This is a genomic window from Aquiflexum sp. TKW24L (assembly GCF_023502205.1).
GTDB lineage: Bacteria > Bacteroidota > Bacteroidia > Cytophagales > Cyclobacteriaceae > Cognataquiflexum.
In genome coordinates this window covers 1-19,350 of record NZ_JAMFLG010000056.1, presented here as the reverse complement: position 1 = coordinate 19,350, position 19,350 = coordinate 1, and the positions used below count along the sequence as shown (strand labels likewise).

At 42.6% G+C, this 19,350-nt stretch carries 21 protein-coding genes; 13 read left to right on the top strand and 8 right to left on the bottom strand.

Annotated features, from left to right (window positions below; genetic code table 11):
- Nucleotides 1–414 precede the first annotated feature (414 nt).
- Nucleotides 415–1,176 (bottom strand): creatininase family protein, encoded by a 762-nt coding sequence (locus M3O96_RS20825; RefSeq protein ID WP_249724271.1) that lies wholly within the window; start codon nt 1,174–1,176, stop codon nt 415–417.
- 725 nt (nt 1,177–1,901) lie between these two features.
- On the opposite strand from M3O96_RS20825, the gene M3O96_RS20820 reads away from it, so the two are divergent.
- The 5 genes from M3O96_RS20820 to M3O96_RS20800 all read left to right on the top strand — a co-directional run bounded on the left by M3O96_RS20820 (nt 1,902) and on the right by M3O96_RS20800 (nt 5,712).
- Nucleotides 1,902–2,888 carry an isoaspartyl peptidase/L-asparaginase family protein gene (locus M3O96_RS20820; protein WP_249724269.1) on the top strand — a complete coding sequence of 329 codons (987 nt, stop codon included), beginning with the start codon at nt 1,902–1,904 and terminating at the stop codon, nt 2,886–2,888.
- Between the two features lie 3 nt (nt 2,889–2,891).
- Nucleotides 2,892–3,638, top strand: a complete 747-nt coding sequence (locus M3O96_RS20815) for a copper homeostasis protein CutC (protein WP_249724266.1) — start codon at nt 2,892–2,894, stop codon at nt 3,636–3,638.
- Nucleotides 3,635–4,216: a sugar O-acetyltransferase gene (locus M3O96_RS20810; RefSeq protein ID WP_249724264.1), complete on the top strand. Its 582-nt coding sequence runs from the start codon at nt 3,635–3,637 to the stop codon at nt 4,214–4,216. Before M3O96_RS20815 ends, M3O96_RS20810 begins: the two co-directional genes overlap by 4 nt.
- A gap of 168 nt (nt 4,217–4,384) precedes the next feature.
- Nucleotides 4,385–4,843 carry a CBS domain-containing protein gene (locus M3O96_RS20805; RefSeq protein WP_249724262.1) on the top strand — a complete coding sequence of 153 codons (459 nt, stop codon included), beginning with the start codon at nt 4,385–4,387 and terminating at the stop codon, nt 4,841–4,843.
- Between the two features lie 65 nt (nt 4,844–4,908).
- On the top strand, nt 4,909–5,712 hold the full coding sequence (locus M3O96_RS20800; RefSeq protein ID WP_249724260.1) for an endonuclease/exonuclease/phosphatase family protein: 804 nt from the start codon (nt 4,909–4,911) through the stop codon (nt 5,710–5,712).
- Between the two features lie 9 nt (nt 5,713–5,721).
- On the opposite strand, the gene M3O96_RS20795 is transcribed toward M3O96_RS20800, so the two are convergent.
- Complete coding sequence (locus M3O96_RS20795; protein WP_249724250.1) at nt 5,722–6,225, bottom strand: DUF6265 family protein; 504 nt, start codon at nt 6,223–6,225, stop codon at nt 5,722–5,724.
- 80 nt (nt 6,226–6,305) lie between these two features.
- On the opposite strand from M3O96_RS20795, the gene M3O96_RS20790 reads away from it, so the two are divergent.
- Nucleotides 6,306–7,178, top strand: a complete 873-nt coding sequence (locus M3O96_RS20790) for a 3-keto-disaccharide hydrolase (protein WP_249724240.1) — start codon at nt 6,306–6,308, stop codon at nt 7,176–7,178.
- Between the two features lie 367 nt (nt 7,179–7,545).
- Here M3O96_RS20790 and M3O96_RS20785 read toward each other — a convergent pair whose 3' ends face one another.
- The 6 genes from M3O96_RS20785 to M3O96_RS20760 form a co-directional block, all read right to left on the bottom strand.
- Nucleotides 7,546–8,433, bottom strand: coding sequence for a dienelactone hydrolase family protein (locus M3O96_RS20785; RefSeq protein ID WP_249724238.1), 888 nt, complete (start codon nt 8,431–8,433; stop codon nt 7,546–7,548).
- A gap of 248 nt (nt 8,434–8,681) precedes the next feature.
- Nucleotides 8,682–9,614, bottom strand: a complete 933-nt coding sequence (locus tag M3O96_RS20780) for a DUF4097 family beta strand repeat-containing protein (protein WP_249724236.1) — start codon at nt 9,612–9,614, stop codon at nt 8,682–8,684.
- 11 nt (nt 9,615–9,625) lie between these two features.
- Nucleotides 9,626–10,426, bottom strand: coding sequence for a hypothetical protein (locus tag M3O96_RS20775; RefSeq protein WP_249724234.1), 801 nt, complete (start codon nt 10,424–10,426; stop codon nt 9,626–9,628).
- A 24-nt stretch (nt 10,427–10,450) separates the two neighbouring features.
- Nucleotides 10,451–11,476 (bottom strand): outer membrane beta-barrel protein, encoded by a 1,026-nt coding sequence (locus M3O96_RS20770; RefSeq protein WP_249724232.1) that lies wholly within the window; start codon nt 11,474–11,476, stop codon nt 10,451–10,453.
- A 28-nt stretch (nt 11,477–11,504) separates the two neighbouring features.
- Nucleotides 11,505–12,254, bottom strand: a complete 750-nt coding sequence (locus M3O96_RS20765) for a hypothetical protein (protein ID WP_249724230.1) — start codon at nt 12,252–12,254, stop codon at nt 11,505–11,507.
- Nucleotides 12,247–12,816 (bottom strand): RNA polymerase sigma factor, encoded by a 570-nt coding sequence (locus M3O96_RS20760; RefSeq protein WP_249724228.1) that lies wholly within the window; start codon nt 12,814–12,816, stop codon nt 12,247–12,249. The genes M3O96_RS20765 and M3O96_RS20760 overlap by 8 nt, the downstream gene beginning before the upstream one ends.
- Nucleotides 12,817–13,246: 430 nt before the next feature.
- Between M3O96_RS20760 and M3O96_RS20755 the strand changes: the two genes are divergently transcribed.
- The 7 genes from M3O96_RS20755 (at nt 13,247) to eutB (ending at nt 19,333) form a co-directional block, all read left to right on the top strand.
- Nucleotides 13,247–13,489 (top strand): type II toxin-antitoxin system ParD family antitoxin, encoded by a 243-nt coding sequence (locus M3O96_RS20755; protein WP_249724226.1) that lies wholly within the window; start codon nt 13,247–13,249, stop codon nt 13,487–13,489.
- Entirely contained in the window at nt 13,490–13,789 is a 300-nt protein-coding gene (locus tag M3O96_RS20750) for a type II toxin-antitoxin system RelE/ParE family toxin (protein ID WP_249724215.1), read from the top strand.
- A gap of 3 nt (nt 13,790–13,792) precedes the next feature.
- Complete coding sequence (locus M3O96_RS20745; RefSeq protein WP_249724214.1) at nt 13,793–14,338, top strand: pyridoxamine 5'-phosphate oxidase family protein; 546 nt, start codon at nt 13,793–13,795, stop codon at nt 14,336–14,338.
- A 177-nt stretch (nt 14,339–14,515) separates the two neighbouring features.
- Nucleotides 14,516–14,722 carry a type II toxin-antitoxin system VapB family antitoxin gene (vapB, locus tag M3O96_RS20740; RefSeq protein ID WP_249724212.1) on the top strand — a complete coding sequence of 69 codons (207 nt, stop codon included), beginning with the start codon at nt 14,516–14,518 and terminating at the stop codon, nt 14,720–14,722.
- A gap of 305 nt (nt 14,723–15,027) precedes the next feature.
- Nucleotides 15,028–16,116 (top strand): ethanolamine utilization protein EutH, encoded by a 1,089-nt coding sequence (gene eutH / locus M3O96_RS20735; RefSeq protein ID WP_249724211.1) that lies wholly within the window; start codon nt 15,028–15,030, stop codon nt 16,114–16,116.
- 250 nt (nt 16,117–16,366) lie between these two features.
- Nucleotides 16,367–17,029, top strand: coding sequence for a hypothetical protein (locus tag M3O96_RS20730; RefSeq protein WP_249724210.1), 663 nt, complete (start codon nt 16,367–16,369; stop codon nt 17,027–17,029).
- A 183-nt stretch (nt 17,030–17,212) separates the two neighbouring features.
- On the top strand, nt 17,213–19,333 hold the full coding sequence (gene eutB / locus M3O96_RS20725) for an ethanolamine ammonia-lyase subunit EutB (RefSeq protein WP_249724208.1): 2,121 nt from the start codon (nt 17,213–17,215) through the stop codon (nt 19,331–19,333).
- The last annotated feature ends 17 nt before the right edge of the window (nt 19,334–19,350 follow it).

Genomic DNA, 19,350 nt, shown 5'->3' with positions numbered 1-19,350 from the left:
ACAGCTGTACGGGATCATATAATAGAAAAGGGTAGTTACAAACTACTCTTAGCGCCTACGCTATTCTACTCCCAGGTGGGTAAAAATGACGACTTGAGAACCAGACAACGCGAAGCAGAGAACCCGATAACATTTCTATGTTAATTCCCCAAAAAATGCAATCCTGAAAAACTTAAAAAAGACAATTCTATAAAAAATAATACAATCATTTTGCCTAAAAACAGCCATTTTACCCCAGTCTCCCCCCACCTTCCTCCCACCTTCCCCCTACCTTCCGTTATACCCTCCCCCACCATTCGTTAACTTTTGACCAATTTCCTAGAAACCATATAACTATTCCGATATTTTTTACAATTGTACATTTCCAAGATGGAAACTAAGGTGTCTTCTTAGCAGAAGTGGTCCCTAACCACATTACTCATAAAGCTTTTTTTTATTTACCTTACAGAGGTCAATAATCAACTGACCGACTTTGGCGCAGACATCGTGGAAATAACTTTCCCCTTTTTCGGCTGTAGATTTTTTGGGATTGCCAATACCCGTATCCTCGGTGACTTCTGACCATTTCCTTTCGGCCCAAGCCCACTTTTCCCTGATGCCGGGAATGACGGATTTCTTCTCTTTGCCTTCTCCTGCTTCTTCCAATGGCAGCACCAACCGCGGATGAAGGTACATGATGAGACTTGTTTCCATCTCGTCGGCATGGTCTCCCACTTCCTCAAAATACAGACTCTTATCCAATGCCTGATACCAATTGCAGGTGACGAGCAACATATCCGGAAATTGGAGCCCTAGTTCACGCAGCATGGTCTTAAAATCATTGCCCCCGTGGCTGTTTAGGATCAAAAATTTCTTTACTCCTTGCCTGTCCAATACCGTCAAGATATCCTTTAAGATGGCCATTTGTGTACTCGGATTCATGTTGATGTCGAGGTAGATGTCGCTCTGACCGGTATTCACCCCAAAAGGCAAAACAGGCAACACAATTGCTTTGGCACCTTTTTCCCAGGCAAATTTTCCCGCTCCTGCGGCGATGGACTCTGCTTCAAAAATGTCTGTCCCATAAGGCAAATGGTAGTTGTGCGCTTCTGTGGCTCCCCAAGGTAGGATTGCCAATTCAAAACGTTGGTGTTCGAGGTTTTTCCAGTTGTTTTCAGCAAGGATATAAGGTCTCATATTTTTAGTATCAAGTATCAAGATTAAAGTATCAAGTATTGAGAAGCGAGATTCTGGAGTCGTTAGGCTTCTCAGTGATCTGAGGAAAGGCTTAAGTCTAGAATCAGTTAACCAATTAATCAATTAACCGTTTTCACCAACTTTTGAAATAAGAATGATGTCAAGAGTTCCGAGTCGAGAAGCAAGATTTTGGAATTACAGTAGGCAGTCTCAGTAATCAGTGGTTAGGTTTAAGTTCAAGGTGTCCTGTTTCAAGAAGCGAGAAGCAAGAGACGAGAATCTGGAGAGTTTCAGTTGGTAGTTTCAGTGAGCAGTTTTTAGGTTAAAGTACTTATTATCAAGTATCAAGAAGCGAGATTCTGGAGTCGTTAGGCTTCTCAGTAATCAGAGGAAAGGCTTAAGTCTAGAATCAGTTAACCAATTAATCAATTAACCGTTTTCACCAACTTTTGAAATAAGAATGATGTCAAGAGTTAAATCCAAGAACCGTTTCGTTCAACCCGACAACCCGGCAACGGGACAGCCTGACAACGCGAAGCAGACAACCACTAGAACAATTACAACCATTACAACAACTACAACCATTACAACAATTATAACCGCAACAACCCCTTGCACCTCCCAACTTCCCCAAAAAATTCAACGATCCCAAATTTATTTATCCAAATTTTTTTGAATCTTTAATCTTCAATCAATTTAATGTTTTTTGCACAAACAAAACCACTATGTCCAACAGAAGAACCTTTCTCAAAAAATCCCTCGCCACCTCATCCTTACTCATACCGGCTTCGCTAACCACAGCCGCTGATCTTTTTTCTTTACCTAATCAGGTTGAAAAATTCAAACCCCTCGTCCTCTCCACTTGGAATCATGGCATGCCCGCCAATGACAAAGCTTGGGAGGTTTTGATGAAATCCGGCAATCTTGTTGAAGCGGTGGAGGAAGGTGTAAAAGTGACTGAATTGGACATGGACAACCTATCGGTTGGTCTGCAAGGACTTCCCGACCGGGAAGGAATCCCTACATTGGATGCCTCCATCATGAAAGGCGACGGAAGCTGCGGTTCGGTGGCATTTGTGAGACAGGTGAAACACCCGATATCTTTAGCGAGAATGGTTATGGAAGAAACTCCCCATGTGATGTTGGCAGGTGAAGGTGCAAGGCAGTTTGCCATCTTAAAGGGATTTCCGATGGAATCCGAGACCCTCAGTCCCAAAGCCGGGGAAATGTATCAGGAATGGAAAAAGGAATCCAAGTACAAGCCCATCATCAATATCGAAAACCATGACACTATCGGCATGATTGCATTGGGCTCTGATGGGAAGTTGGCCGGTTCTTGCACCACGAGTGGCTTGGCGTTCAAAATGCATGGGAGGGTAGGAGACAGCCCGATCATCGGTGCTGGCTTATATGTGGATGATGAAGTTGGCGCTGCCACAGCCACAGGACTGGGGGAAACCATCATCAGGATCTGCGGAAGTTTTCTGATCGTAGAACTCATGCGACAGGGAAGATCGCCGCAGGAAGCTTGCGAGGAAGCGGTTAGAAGACTGATCGCAAAGAACTCGGCAAATATCAAGGACATTCAGGCAGGATTTATTGCCATTAATAAAGACGGAGAATACGGCGCTTATGCTGTGCATCCCGGATTTAATTTTGCCCGGCACCACAGCGGTGGAGGTGCTTTAATTGATTCAAAAAGTAAATTCTAAACGATGGGAAAGATATTGTTGGAAGCTCCTGTTTTTACAGCGGAGGCGGCATTAAAAGCTGCGGAATTTGGAATAGACAGGTTGGAACTCTGTTCTGATTTTGGAGAAGGTGGCGAAACACCAAGTGCCGGTATGCTCGCTTTTCTCAAAGAAAAAGTGGAGATTCCGATTTTTGTGATGTTGAGACCAAGAGGCGGAGATTTTGTGTACTCCTCTGAGGAATTGTATGTCATGAAAAAGGACATCGCCATCCTGAAAAACCTTGGGGCAGATGGATTTGTTTTTGGGGTTTTGGATCAGAACGGACATGTGGACAGGGAAGCCTGCAAATACCTGATCAATGTCGCCGAAGACCTGCCCTGTACTTTCCACAGGGCATTTGATATTGCTGCAGACAAGAAAACAGCTTTAAAAACGATCATTGACCTTGGTTTCCATAGGATATTGACTTCCGGAGGAGAAAATGATGTAACCCAAGGTTTGGATACCATTTTGGAATTAATAGAATTAGCTGGAGAGGAGATCATCATCATGCCAGGTGGCGGCTCCAAACCTGAACACGTTTCACAATTGAACCGAAATGGGCACCTTCGTGAAATGCACGCTTCCTGTAAAGGCTATAGACCTACCCAAAGCAGTTACTTTCATCCTTCCGTTTCTCTTTCCTCCGACCCGCTAGCATTCAAACAGGTGTTGACCGTGGATCAGAATATGGTCAATTTGTTCAGAAAAGAAATCGAAGCACAATGACCGAGAAGGAAAAACTCTTGGCAGGGGAATTCTATAATTCCCGCGATCCGGAATTGCTCGAAATGTACCATCAGGCCAAGGGATTGATTCAAAAATGGAGCAAAGTCTCATCGCAAAATTCGGAGGAAAAATTCAGCTTACTCAAATTACTTTTTGGATTTATTGGAAAGGGTGTTTGGATTGAAGGACCTTTTCATTGTGACTATGGCAAGCATATTTCCATCGGTGAAAATACCTTTATCAATACCAATGCGGTTTTTTTGGATTGCAACAGAATTGACATCGGGAAAAATGTCCTGATCGGTCCAAATGTGCAGATATATACAGCGACACATCCGATCTCGGCCACCGAAAGGATAGTCCAAAACCCCGAACCCAATCAGGCCCCTTACAAAACCAAAGCACTTCCAGTAAGGATTGGAGACAATTGTTGGATTGGTGGCAACACTATAATTCTTCCCGGCATCACCATTGGAAACAATGTGACAGTGGCAGCAGGTTCTTTGGTCACTAAGGATATTCCTGACAACAAACTGGCAATGGGCAGCCCTGCAAAAATTATTAGGGATTTGGAGTGATACCTAGTAAAAATATAATGTTTTTTTATTCTTGATTTAATACCAATATTATTTTTTAAAACTTTTAATTTTGTAATAATATATTGATTTTAATTTTTTTATATCTATCTAATTTGTTTTCGGTTTATAATTTCCTAAATTATTAAGCTCAAAATAACCAAAACAGCTATGGTAAAAAGTTTTCAAGGCGTGCGGGTGGTCGAACCCAAAAAAGCAGCAGCTCCGATATTGGTCAGTGACCATATGAGCACCAATTTGGTCACCTTTCGTCCTGAGGACTCGATAGATCATGTATTGGATTTGCTGACCAAAAGAAAAATTTCCGGGGCACCGGTTTTGGATGCCAGCGGCAACTTGGTAGGGATCATCTCGGAAGTGGATTGCCTGAAGGAAATCATCAAAGGAAAATATTCTAATACGCCGAAATTCCCCGGAACGGTGGGTGAACATATGACTGTAAATGTCATGACACTTTCGCCAAACCTATCGCTTTTTGATGCTGCCCAAAAATTTCTGGAAAATAAAATCAGGAGGTTTCCTGTCATGAAAGACGGTAAGTTGGTTGGACAGCTTAGTCTCAGTGATGTGATCAGGGCGTTTCCAAAACTTCGTGAAACCACTTGGTAAAACAAAAAAGCCTTGAATTGATTTTCAAGGCTTTTTTTATTGACATACCTTTTTTTCTTTGAACGATGAAAAAGTTTTATTTATTCCTGCTTTTTGCCATGATTTCTGATTTCGCTGTATTTTCCCAAAGTGGCACTGTCAAAAAAGAAATCATCCTGATGACCTATAATATCTACCATGGCGAAAACCCTTACAATCTTGGGACAAGCAATATCAGTGAAATCGCTGATCTGATCAATAAGATCAATCCTGACCTTGTTGCCCTTCAGGAAGTAGACAGCATGACCAATAGAACCAAAAATTTTAACCCTGAAGGCAAAATGGATTTGATGATGGAATTGGGAAGATTGACCGGAATGAAATCATTTTTTGCCAAGGCGATTGATTTTTCGGAAGGCGGATATGGAGAAGGAATTTTGAGTAGACTTCCAGTCACCTTTCATGCTTATTCTTTGCCGACTCCAAATGGAGGGGAGGGAAGAAGTCTCGCTGTTGCTATTGTAGATTTGGGAAATGGAAAGACGGTCAATTTTGCCGCGACCCACTTATGTCACGAATTTGCAGAAAACAGGACTGCACAGGTGGTCGCAATCAAAAACATACTTTCAGAATTAGATGGTTCTACAGTTTTGACAGGGGATTTCAATTTTACTTCGGAGGAAATCGGGTATTCAGTTCTTTCCGAAGATTTTTATGATGCAGCATTGAAACAAGGTAATCCCCAAAACACTTATTCCTCCAAAGACCCCAAAATCCGGATCGATTATTTTTGGCTGGGAAAAGTATCAGACTGGGAAATTATTTCGGTGGAGGTTTTGGATGTGAATTATTCGGACCACAAACCGGTGGTAATGAAATTGGAATTCTAACTTAAATCATTACAAATCCTTCCTTTTTAACCTGAATTCTTCCGTGCTTTTGATTCCCTCATTGGTAATTGCCAACCTGATCATCAATTCATCCCCCTCCCGTTGAAAAGTAATCCCATTGAAGTAGGCCGTTTGGCCTTCGGATTTGATAAACTTAAACACCGTCCAATCCTCTTTTTCTTCCCAAGCAGTGAGGTCTCTGTTGAAGTGCTTAATTTTCAGAGAAAGCATGCCGTCCTCCTCCACCATGTTCATGTATTCTGCGAAAATCAATTCTCCATCCATTATAAACCTGAATGTCCCCACCATGCTATTGTCTTTGGCAGGCAACCAAAGTTCCTCACAGTCTCCGCCCATTCCCGATCCTGTCCAATATCCTGCGATCCAATCAAGGTCTTGAATTGATCCGCTTCCTGCGGGTTGTTCCTGATCGAGATGTAAGACTTCTTGGGCATGCCCCCTGATCGATAAGAGAAAAACCAACAGAAGGAGAAGCACTGATTTATTTGTCATGGTCCACGGATTTTTTGTTCCAATCTATCAAATATTTCCTTATTTTCCAGTTCAGTTTGCACTCCAAAGCTTCAAAAAATATGATCCATCAAAGCCATTCCCTCTTCAAGTCTGCATTGATACTACTTTCATTTTCCCTCTTTGTGGGATGTACCACATCCACTTCAGAGTCTGTAAGTGAGGAAAAAGGAGAATGGATCCAACTTTTCAACGGGAGAGATTTAGAGGATTGGACGATCAAAATAGCCAAACATGACCTCAACGAAAACTTTGCCAATACCTTCCGTGTGGAAGACAGCTTAATGAAAGTCAGGTATGACGGATACGAGGCGTTTGACCAGCAATATGGCCATATCTATTTCAATACCCCTTTTTCCTATTATTTGCTCAATGTGGAATACCGTTTTGTCGGTGAACAAGCCACGGGTGGTGAAGGATGGGCTTTGAGAAATTCCGGAGCTATGTTGCATTGTCAAGACCCAAAGACGATTTTGAAAGACCAAGACTTCCCGATTTCTATTGAAGGACAATTTCTAGGCGGTGATGGTACCAATGAAAGAACCACGAGTAATCTTTGCACACCAGGCACAAATGTGGAATTCGATGGAGAATTGTTTACACCACATTGTGTCAACTCCACTTCCAAGACCTACCATGGCGAGCAATGGGTGAAAGCGCAATTTTTGGTCTTAGGAGATTCTTTAGTATATCACATTTTGGAAGGGGATACCGTGGTAAAATACAGCAAACCTACAATTGGGGGAGGTAATGTCAATCCTTCAGATCCTGCTGTGAAGATTGATGGCACTCCCTTGTCCTCCGGATTCATTGCCCTTCAAAGTGAAAGTCATCCGATTGATTTTCGAAAAGTGGAATTGTTTGACCTTGAAAGCCATAAGGGAAATAAGGAAAAACTGAAAGAAATAATTGCTCACCTAGCAGGGAAAGAGTAGTCTTCAAAGAATAGGGATGTACGCTTCTTTGCTAGTAACTTAATAATCTACTACAATCGGGTAGGAAGACCGAAGTCGGAAGCCCCCCCTGTCTTCGGGCAGGGATGTAACGGATATATTTTAATCCTGCCGTGAATTATTTTGAATTTACAATTCACCGGCATCAAAGCGTGATAAAATAAAAGGATTCTGCAAAAGCAAAAAGTCAGCGCATCCGCTGACTTTTTGCTTGACAGGAAAATTTTGTTTGGTGCAATATTGATAGTAAAATGGTAAATCGAAAGAATTTTAGGCAGGAGACTGAAATGTTCGCTACATCCGACATCCGTCATCGGTCAAAATTTCTCTTCATACCGAAATTTCAATCTCACTTCAGATTTTTCTTAAAAAAGTCAATTGCCCTTCCCCAAGCCAAATCGGCTGCAGCTTTGTCATATCGCGGTGTGGAGTGGTTGTGAAAACCATGGTTTACTGCCGGATACATGTGCATTTCATATTTCTTTTTATTGGCTTTAAGCGCTTCTTCATAAGCAGGCCAACCTTCATTGACCCTTGTGTCCAATTCCGCAAAGTGAATCTGAAGTGGAGCTTTGATCGTAGGCACGTCTGCGGCAGTTGGTTGACCGCCATAGAAAGGAACGGCTGCTTTCAAGTCGGGGATTCTGGAAGCCATCATATTGGAAATCCATCCTCCAAAGCAAAATCCAACTACACCTACTTTGCCTGTACAAAGGTCATGCTCTTTTAAAAATTCATAGCCTGCGATAAAATCTTGCAGCATTTCTTCCCTGTCACGTTTGGCTTGCATGGTCCGACCTTCATCGTCTGTACCCGGATAGCCGCCAAACGGCGTCAAAGCATCCGGAGCAAATGCAATAAAGCCATCCAAAGCAGCCTGATGTGCTGTGTCTTCAATGTATGGATTCAAACCTCTATTTTCATGGACCACAATCACACCCGGAAGTTTTCCTTTTTTGTCAGCAGGTCTGGTGAGCAATCCCTTCATTTTACCGGCACCTTTTGGTGAATCATATTCCACATAGGCAGAGATTAGACGGGGATCATCCTGCATAAATCTTTTCGCCTCAGCATAATTGGGTAATAAAAATCCCAGAATCGCTGATACTGTCAAGCCTCCTACAGCAAATACCGAGAGGCGGTTGACGAATTCCCTTCTGTCGATCTTACCATGTACATAGTAGTCGTACATGTCAAAAATTTCTTGGCTTAAATCTTCTTTTTTGATTGGTTCCATTATGTTGTTTGAGAGTAGGTTGTGTTGAGTTCTAAAATTTTACCTTAAGTTAATTATAAACTTTACCGATACAATTTAGAACCGAATTCAACCAAAAAGTTTAAACCACTCCTGTAATATTTCCCAAGCTTTCAAGGATTAAAACTGCTTAAAAAGAAAAAAATCCCGCAGACTCAACCAATACAGGCAGAATAAATTTTGCCTGATCCGTCAAATATGCGGGGAGATTTATAGGTTTTGGAAGAATTTTATTGATTCACTATGGAGATATTTCCGGAGGTAATGCTGCCCCGGATTTCTGTGTTTGCGCCGTTATCGATATTCAGGTTTCTGCCCCCTTTGGAATTTCCGACCGTGATGTTTCCGGAAGTGGCGTTCAGGTTGAAATTGAATTCCCGGAGATTGGATGGAGTTTGGATTTTGAAATTCCCGGAGGTTCCGCTGAATCGGGTTTCAGTTCCCAATCCTGCATTGGTGGCGGAGACATTTCCTGAAGTCACTTTCAAATCACCCAATTCTGAAACATTTTCTAATTTGGCATTGCCTGAGGAGAGACTGACATTCACGATGCCCTGCACTCCTACCACGCTGATCCCACCACTCCCTGAGGAATAGTTGATGTTGCCATTGATGTCCTGCATATTAGCTGACCCAGAACCTACCTGTCCTTGGACATTTCCTTGGATTCCGGACATTTTGATAGATCCTGAGCCTGCATTGGCAAAGACATCCCCACGAATATCTTTGGCTGATACACTTCCCGAACCTACCGCCAGGTTTAACTTATCTGAAGATACATTCTCCACATAAACGGATCCTGATCCACCTTTCATGTCTAGACTCATGCCTACCGGACCTTTAATTTTGATATGGCCTTTGGTCTTATTGTTCCAATTGTTGTTATTGACCTTGTGAGAGATCTTCAATACATCTCCCACGGTAACGAATACGATATCTTGATCAGCATTGGTGGACTCAAGAAAAGCATTTACAGAAACATCAGAATTCGGACCTCCGATGTATTCTACTTCCAATTGACCTCCTGAAACTTCAATTTTTGAAATGCCTGAAAAGGATTTGGTGACGTCAACGAGGGTTTTGACTTGTGCCAAAGCCGGTGAAATAGCTGCAACAGAAAGGATGAAAAGCAGCAGGGTTGATAATTTAAAGTTTGTTTTCATAGTAGGTTTTTTTAGAGGATGAATCCAAAGCTCAAAGCATTCAGCTTTGGTCCTTTGTTTTCTTGGAAAGTTTCATTGAAATCATAATTGACATAAAGTTTTACATCTGCCACGCAAATCTCGGCTCTCAGGCCATACCTGAAATCGGCGGCAAACATATTTCCCATCTGAAATTCTTTAGCCTTATTTCCTTGTGGATCACGGTAGACAACTTTACCCTTTCCACCCAATCTGTAACCGGCATAAGGTCCCACACCAAAGCTGAAATTTCCATTGGTAGTCTGAACAGTTGGGACAAGGGTTAAGTTGGCATAGGAAGCGGATATTTTGGATTTGGTACCTGCACCGGAGGGATGCTCGACAAAAACCAAACCCTCCTCTCCTCTCAAAGCCTGCAAATTTCGGTCTTCAAACTTGAAATTGTACCAGCTGACGCCAATGGTGGATTTCAGGTTGAAGTTTTTGCTAGGCTTGTAGGTGTAATGGTAGTTGATCGCCGGATTCCAGCTTCCCCAAGGTTTGACTGCAGGAGCAGCGTCATCACCAATCCAGGTATTGATACCGATGTCCAAGGTCAGGCCGTTGCTTGATTTGTTATTTTTGGAATGATATTCTTGGTATTCGTCGTTGTCTTTGGAAATAAATTCCCAGGTCTTGGTGCCATCAGCATTTTTGTAGACGATGACATTGGTATTGAAGAGGGTAAAGTTGGTGGTATTTACCGTACCTTTTTTTACTGAATCTGCCTCCTGAGCGAAGCCCAGGATGGACAGAAACAGCATTGGAATCAATATCAGTGTGGTGGTTTTCATTGGCTTAGTATTCGAAAAAGGGACTTAGAATATGATACCGAAGGCAATTGGATTCAATTCAGGTCCTTTGCCGTCTTGGAATAGTTGGTTGAAATCGTAGGTGGTAAAGAAATTGACCCTGCCGAATCCAACTTCTCCACGGAGACCGTATCGGAAGTTGTTTAAGAAAATCCCGGTATTCAGGTGTTCTTTTCTCCTGTTACCACCGTCTAGAGGTCGGTATACATATTTGCTGGTACCACCCAATCGGTAGCCGGCGTATGGACCCAAGGCTATTCTCATCCCTTTTCTTCCCTGGTCATTCATCCTGCCGAAGTCTAATTTGAAGAGTCCCATCGTGGTGAGGTAGGAGGCAGAGATTTTGCTTTTGAAGCCTGCGACATCATTCCTTTGCAAAAATTCAATGCCTTCGTCTCCTCTGACAGCCTGAAAGTCCCTGTTTTCAAATTTGAAATTGTACCATTGAACACCCATACCGAGGTCAAAGCGGAAGCCTTTGCTGATCCTTTGACTTGCAAAGAAGTTGAGGCCTACATTCCAGCTTCCCCAGCCACGGACTGCATAAGGTTGGGTGGTTTTTGGGAATTGGCCATTGTTGTCGAGGTAATTGTTGAGTCCAAGGTCTACTGCGAAATAGGTCCTAAATGGTGGATCGCTTTTTTTCTTCACCCCAGTTTCAATTTTGACTTTGGTATTGGGACTTGTTTCATCTACCAAGATCCGGATGCCGGCGACAGACACTTCGGTTTTGTTCCAATCTTCCGTTACTTTGACGATTTCACGGGTCCCTTTTTGCCCGGAAATTTCCACTACGACAAGTTCTCCAGTCTTTTCATCGATCTGCAGGTCCAGTTCAGAGATGATTTGATTGATGTTCATTTTTTTGAGCCGCTCAAAATCCTCTTTGTTGTCAATGACAAGAACGATTTTTCCTGAAGTTCCAAACTCCACGATGATGGTGTCTTTTGGAGCCAAAAACTCCCTTTCCGTATTCCCGAATGCAAACTGCACCAGTCCGAGGAAGCAAAATAATAGCAAGTATTTTTTCATGATGGTCTATGTTTTCAATTTTGGTGGGTTACTTTCTTTCTTTTTTGGAGGTGTTGTTACTCACAAATAGGTTGTCTTTTGCATCCTGCAGGTCTGCAAAACCCTGTTCCACTTTGCTGAGCAATCCTCCGATTTTATCTACTTTGTTTTCAATTCCTGCAATGAATCCCTGATTTTCAGGTTTTTCTGTGATTCCGTTGGATTTGATGGTGATCTTGTAGGTCATCACTTCTTCTTCTTGGAGGTTGTTTTGAGCTATCGCCTCGTTGACATCAAGATCTGGAATATTGATTTCCGGGGTTACGAAAGTGGCTTCATCTATTCTTTCCTCAGGTTGTGGTACTTCAGCCAACAATTCCTTTGGCGTTTCTATCTGCATTGATTTTGGAACAATTGCTTTTTTCAGTGGAATTTGCACTGGTTTGGTTTCTTGTTTGGTTTGATCTTCAGGCACCACTGTAGATTGTTCCAAAGATTTTAATGGTTCTGCTTCCGTTTCCTCTGTGATTTCAGAAGTGGAATCTTCCTTATCGGTACTTACCTCTGCCATAATCGGCATGTTGGTTTCTGATTCCTGATTGAATTGCCAAACGACATATCCTACAGCGAGGAAAAGCAACAAGGTGGCAGCGATGCCCATCAAAGGAAACCATATTCCTTTTTCTTTTTTGGGCAACTGCCTTTCAAGCTTTTCCCATGCGAGTTGGGATGGTTTTTCTTCATGCTTGGCCAGCCTCTCCTTGAAGTACTGGTCGAAGTTTTTATCTGCATTAGCCATTGATTCTCCTTTCTTTGATTTGTTGATCGGCTATTTTTTGTTTCAATGTATTTCTTGCCCTATTGAGTTGGGACTTGGAGGTAGATTCTGTGATGCCAAGTAGGTCGGCGATTTCAGCATGGCTGTATCCTTCGATGGCGTATAGGTTAAATACCGTTCTGTATCCCACCGGCAATCCCTGTATCAGATCCATTAGCTCTGCCGTCTCGAGGTGGTTGAGTTCATAGGGGGAGTCAGCCGTTTCCAAGTGACTTTCCATGTTCACTTCCATACTCAGGTTGCGGTTATTGCGAAGGGTTAGCAAAGATTGGGTGACGACGATCCGTTTCATCCAGCCTTCAAAACTGCCCTTGGCTTCATATTGTGGTAGTTTTTCAAAGATCTTCATAAAGCCTTCAATCATGATATCCTCTGCGAGGTCGCGGTCTTTGACATACCGTAAGCAGATCGCAAAAAACTTTTTGGAGTAGGACTCATACAAATGCTGCTGGGCTTTTCGCTCACCCTTGAGGCAACCTTTGATGATGTCCGTCTCTGTGGTAAAAGTTTTTCTAAATAACATTACTGTTGGCTTTCAAATAGGTAGATACAGGTCAGTAAAAATAGGTTGCACGGGAATGTGAAAAAAGGTTAATTTTTTTTCGGTAACCGGCTTCTTTGCCATTTACCCAACATTATTCTACAAGCAGGAGAGAAGACGGAAGTCGGAAGACCGAAATACCGGTCATTTCAGCCTCATGCCAAGAATTACATTGAACTTCCACTTTACAGGCATCATAGTGTACTTACATCTATAATTTTGAGAAAATGTAAATTCTATCCTGTTGGATATTTACTGACAAGTAAATGATCTTGATTATCAATCGGTAAAGGGGCGAAATTTTTTCTTATTTTAAATTTGCTGAATAATTAATGTAGTTTTTATCCCTATTAATTTTAATTTTTTTTTGGCTTGTTACCAAAAATTGGTACTTTTAAGAAAGATTACATTTATGAGAAATAATACTTCTGTTTCACTTGGGGACTATTTTGAGAGTTTTGTAGAGACAAAAATCAATGAAGGTAGGTTTAAAAATGCCAGCGAAGTGATTCGGGCAGGATTGCGTTTACTGGAGGAGGAGGAAAATAAAAGCGTTGCCTTGAAGCAAGCAATTCAAGTAGGAATCGATAGTGGCATTGCCAAAGACTTTGATGCCAAACTTCATCTCGAATCCTTAAAAGCGAGAAAAAAGTAAATGGGCATATATTATTTATCTAACAAAGCTGTTGAGGATTTGTCGGAAATTTGGGAATATACATTTGATGTTTGGTCTGAAGATCAGGCAGATAAATATTACGAATTTTTACTGAGCACCTGCCAAGAACTTGCGCTCATTCCAGAAAAAGGAAAATCATACGATAAAATCCGCAAAAATTTACTCGGGTACTTAGCAAATAGACATGTTATATTCTATGTAGTCAAACCAGAAATGGAAATTGAAATCATAAGAATTCTTCATGAAAAGATGGATATGAAAAATAGGATAAATGATTAACCCATGGGAAAAAAACTAGAACACATTACTCCTGAGCTAGCCGACTTTATCCAACAGCAAAAAATATTTTTTGTCGGGACCGCAGCCGAAGAAGGAAGGGTAAATATTTCTCCCAAAGGAACAGACACCTTCAGGGTGTTGGGAGAAAACAAAATCGTATGGCTCAACCTCACCGGAAGCGGTAATGAAACTGCCGCCCACCTCCTCAAAAACAACAGGATGACTATCATGTTTTGTGCTTTTGAAGGCAAGCCCATGATCCTGAGGCTGTATGGTACAGCTCAGATTTTTCACAACAGAGATGAAAAATTCCAAGAATATTTCCGGCTTTTTCAGGACTTTACCGGCGCAAGACAAATCATCGAAGTGGAGGTTGACCTCGTGCAGACTTCCTGTGGATTTGCGGTTCCTTATATGGACTTCAAAGAGGAAAGAACAATTCTCACTAACTGGGCCGACAAACAAGGAGAAGAAGGCATCAAAAAATATTGGGCAGAAAAAAACGTAAAAAGTATCGATGGCTTTGAAACCAAAATCTTTGATGTGTAGGAATTTTTTCTCTTGATTTGATCATAAGATCTTACGCATGTTCAGTGTATTTTCTTTAGAACGAAGCATTTATCATAGTAATTATGGTGGTGAAGTTTTTTATCCCTGGGAAGATTGCTTTTTGAAAGACTGACATAAGAGGTAATTTTCTTTGAAGAAAATGTTTATCTTCGGATTATGACAGATTTAGATATTTATATAAAACTGGCGGCACTACCGGAAGAAATGAAAATAGAAGTTGACAATTTTGTCGACTATCTTAAATCAAAGTCTGTTGCTAAAGGAAATCCTGAAAAACATAGAAAAGCGGGATTAGCCAAAGGACTTATAAAAATGAAAGAAGATTTTGAAGAGCCTTTGGATGATTTTAAAGAATATATGTAATGAATTGCTCCCCTGGTTCAAGTCTCCAGACTTGGACCCCAGCCTAATTCAAGTCTACGCCTAGTTCAAGTCTTCAGACTTGGACTCTCTCCATATCTGATACTTAATTATGCCTGTAGATAAGATATCCATTTTAATTCTTGTCTGCGGACTGAAATGCCCGGTACATCGGTCTTCGGTCCTGACTGAAGAAGAATTTAGGGTCACTGGCAAAAAAGCCGATAATTGAATACATAATTTCCCCCATTTTTTAAATTTCCATCTCTCTTTTCTTATCTTGATTGCCTCTACTCAAACCTGCCTTTATGGGAATCAATGACATCATCATCTACATCATGTTGTTTTTTATGGTGTTGGGTGCTTTGGATAAAATTTTTGGTAACAAATACGGTCTAGGCGAAAAGTTCGATGAAGGATTTATGGCCATGGGACCGCTCAGCATTGCGATGTTAGGGATCATTTCTATTGCTCCGGTTCTCGCAGATGTTTTGGGCAAAGTGGTCGTTCCCGTTTATTCTTTTTTGGGTGCCGATCCCGCCATGTTTGCCACCACGCTCCTCGCCAACGACATGGGCGGCTATCCGCTAGCGATGGCAATGGCTCAAACCGAGGAAGCCGGATTATTTGCCGGGCTGATATTGGGTGCCATGATGGGGCCGACGATCGTCTTTACCATTCCTGTTGCTTTGGGAATTCTCCAAAAGGAAGACCAACACTATTTCGCTTCAGGCATCATGATAGGAATGGTCACGATTCCATTGGGATGTCTGGTGGGCGGCTTGACAGCAGGCTTTTCATTGAGTATGATTATGGCCAATCTCGTTCCAATAGTTATATTCTCCCTGCTGATTGCCGCAGGAATGTATTTTGCCCCGACCATGATGATCCGTCTTTTTGATTATTTCGGGAAGGGGCTGATGGTATTCATCACGATTTGCACAGTTTTGATCGTAGTAGAGACGTTGGCCGGAATCGTGGTTATCCCCGGGATGACTCCGATCTGGGAAGGAATCAAAATTGTTGGTTCCATAGCCATTGTCCTGATAGGGGCGTTTCCCATGGTGGCTTTTTTGACTAGAGTTTTTGAAAAACCGCTCTTGAAAGTAGGCCAAAGTTTGGGAATGAATACCGCCGGCGCAGCTGGTATGATCGCCACTTTGGCCAATGCCATCCCCATGCTGAATATTCTCAAAGACATGAATCCAAAAGCCAAAATCCTCAATACCGCTTTTGCCGTCAGTGCTGCTTTTGTATTGGGAGACCACTTGGGATTTACCGCAGGGGTGCAACGGGAAATGATATTTCCTGTTATAGTGGGAAAAATGACCGGAGGAATCACGGCCGTAATGCTCGCGTTGGTTTTGAGTAATAGACTGATCAAAAAAAGAATTTGAAATAAGTAACATGATAAACACTTTGATCTTAACCTTATTCTGGTTCCAATAGGGCTTTTGACTTAAATTGAGTTATAAATAATTTACGGCAAGATCCTAATTTGTCCGTTACTTGCGTCTTCCGACTTCGGTCTTCCTACCCGATTGTAGTAATACATGGGTCACTTGCAAAGATGCGTATATCGATAAATTCTGATATCCATTAATATCGGCTATATTATAAATCGGTGTGATTTAAATTTTCAAACATATGGAAAAAGAGTTCAGCAATCCCCACCTCATCACGTTTATGAGACTCAGAAAATCCATTGGTTTTTTGGCAATCTTCTTTCCACTGATTTTAATCATTTATGCTTGGAGTTTTGGTAACTGCCGGACCATCCAAGCTGCAGTTTCGGATTATTACTACACTGCTTCTGGGGATATTTTCATTGGGGTAATTTTTGCCATTTCCTTTTTTTTGATTGCATATAAAGGCTATGACCGGATGGACCAATGGCTGACAAACACTGCAGGGATTTGTTCTGTTTTAATCAGTTTGTTGCCTACCGGACAAAATGAGGATGTCCACTGCACCATGAGATTTGTAACTGAATTTGAATGGAGGACAACTGCACATAATTTATTGGCAATACTGTTTTTCCTGATTTTGGCATACATGTCTTATTTCCAGTTTACAAAGTCGGCCGGGATAATGACCGCTCAAAAAATCGATAGAAATAAAGTTTACCGAATCTGTTCCATCATCATGGTGGCGGCTTTGCTTCTGATTCCTGTTTTTTCGGCATTGCCAATTTTCCCTAAAGTAATTTTCTGGATGGAGTGGGTTGCTTTGGCTGCTTTTGGATTTTCTTGGCTGACCAAGGGAGGGTTTATTTTGGTGGATAAGATGGGTGATAAAAAAGTCCGATGACCGATGTGGCGTTTATTCAAAAATTATCCGATATAAGTCTAAATTTAGTGTTTTTGTTAGCTCCTATGAATAATCGAAAACTTGTCTCAAAATAAATTCTCAACCCTACTTTCTCGCTCCAGAAACATCCGTCATCGGTCATCCGACATCCAATCATCTTACAGAAAACCAACCTTCCTCCCCATGTCAACTCATCCAATCTTATCTCTTTTTGCCCAAGCCAATGCCTTCAAGGAAGGGGATTTGTTGGTCGGGGGAACCCAAGATGAACTCATCCGTCAGATTGCCCGAGGCCGTATATCTGACCTCAGCATCGCCCAGATTGCTAATACCGATTTTGTCGAAGACCGACTTACGGAAGTTCTTGCAAAAAGTCTCAACAGAAAGGCATTGAAAGAAATCTCTCATTTGAGGATATCTGATTTTAAGGCAATTCTCCTGTCAGAGAAAGGTCCTGATTGGGTCAAAATCTACGCAACCGGACTTCCGAGTGAAGCCATTGCCGCAGTGGTCAAGGTCATGTCAGATTCGGAATTGTCACAGGTCGCAACAAGTATTTTTAACCCGATCCCAAATTCTTTTGGAGATTTTGGAGCAGCCATAGGTTCGGCGAGGCACTTTGGCAGCCGAATCCAACCAAACAGCCCCGGAGATGAGGAGGATGAGATTTTGCTTTCCACACTCGAGGGACTTTGCTACGGTTGTGGGGATGTGATCATCGGACTCAACCCCGCAAGCGATGACCTGGAGACAATTGTCCGCACCGAAAAACTCCTCCAAAACATCGTAGAAAGACTCCAACTCCCCACGCGGTTTTGTGTCCTTTCTGATATGGTCAAGCAAAGATCGGCCATGGCCCATACCAAAGTCGATGTGGGATTCCAAAGTCTGGCAGGCACTTCCAAAGGTTTAGAAGGGATGTTGGGCTGTGATGTGGATGAATTGTTGGATTTGTGCAGGTATTTTGAGGGATTATACTTCGAGACAGGACAAGGTTCCGAGGTCACCAATGGTGCCGCCCAAGGTGTTGATATGGTGACATTGGAGGCGAGATGTTATGGCCTTGCTAGATATATCAAACAGGAAACAGGCAAATGGATGATTGTCAATGACGTGGCGGGATTTATCGGACCGGAGGTTTTCAGCACAGGAGCCCAACTCCGTCGCGCTTGCCTAGAGGATACTGTCATGGCCAAACTCCATGGCTTGGTGATGGGATTGGATGTGTGTTCGACTTTCCACATGGGCATCCATCCTGCCGAATTGCAGCAACTCACCACTGAGATTGTGCAACTCGCCGCCCCTGCATACCTGATGGCAGTGGCTGGAAAAGCAGATCCCATGCTCGGCTACCTCACCACTTCTTACCGTGAGCATCCAAGGTTGAGGACGTCTTCAGGGAAAATGGTGGCTTCGGCTATGCAAAAGCGATTGATTGAACTTGGTGCCTTGACCGAAGATGGGCATACCGATCCAAGCGCAGACCGCATTGCAAGGCTTTATTCCCAATACCAAAAAGCTGGTGGTGACAAAAGAGCCAATGAAGACCTGGAACTAGAAGCCAAAAAGAAAATCAAAAACCTGCAGGAAAAAGGATGTGACTTGGGTTACGGCGTAAGCAATCAAAATGAAGATCCTGATTTTGTAACCAAGCGCCTCGACGGACTTTTCTCCCATGCGAGGAAATCGCTTTTTGCAGGTCTTGATGCTGCTGTGATCCGGGATTGCTGCGAATCACCTGTCCATGTCTATACCGAGTCCAAAGACCGGGAGGATTACCTAGCCCATCCGGGAAGTGGGGAAAAGATTAGTAAAGCAAGCACAGCGGAACTGATAAAATTAGCCAAGGGAATGCCTTTTACATCGAAAATTCAATTTGTCATTTCCGATGGATTGAATGCCAATGCAGTTAACGAGCACCTCCGTCAGGTACTTCCTGCGCTGAAGAAATCACTTTATGGAACACAGTTCACCTATAGTCGGCATGACATCATCGTCCGAAATGGCAGGGTAAGGGCCGGCTACCATATCGGTCAAATCCTGCAACCTGACCTGATTGTCCACCTGATCGGCGAGCGTCCCGGTACTGGCCTCAACCAACTTTCGGCCTACATTACCTATGGTAAAAGCCCGGAAGTTTTTTCGATTTTTGATCCGGATATGGACCATAGCCTGACCACCGCCGTCTGCGGCATCCACCCCCAAGGCAAATCCCCACAGTCCGCCGCCCAAGAAATCCTCCGCATCATTGCAAAAGCCATTGAAATGAGAGGAACAGGGGTGAGGTTGGGAAAGGGGGGATAATGGATGAAGGATTAGGT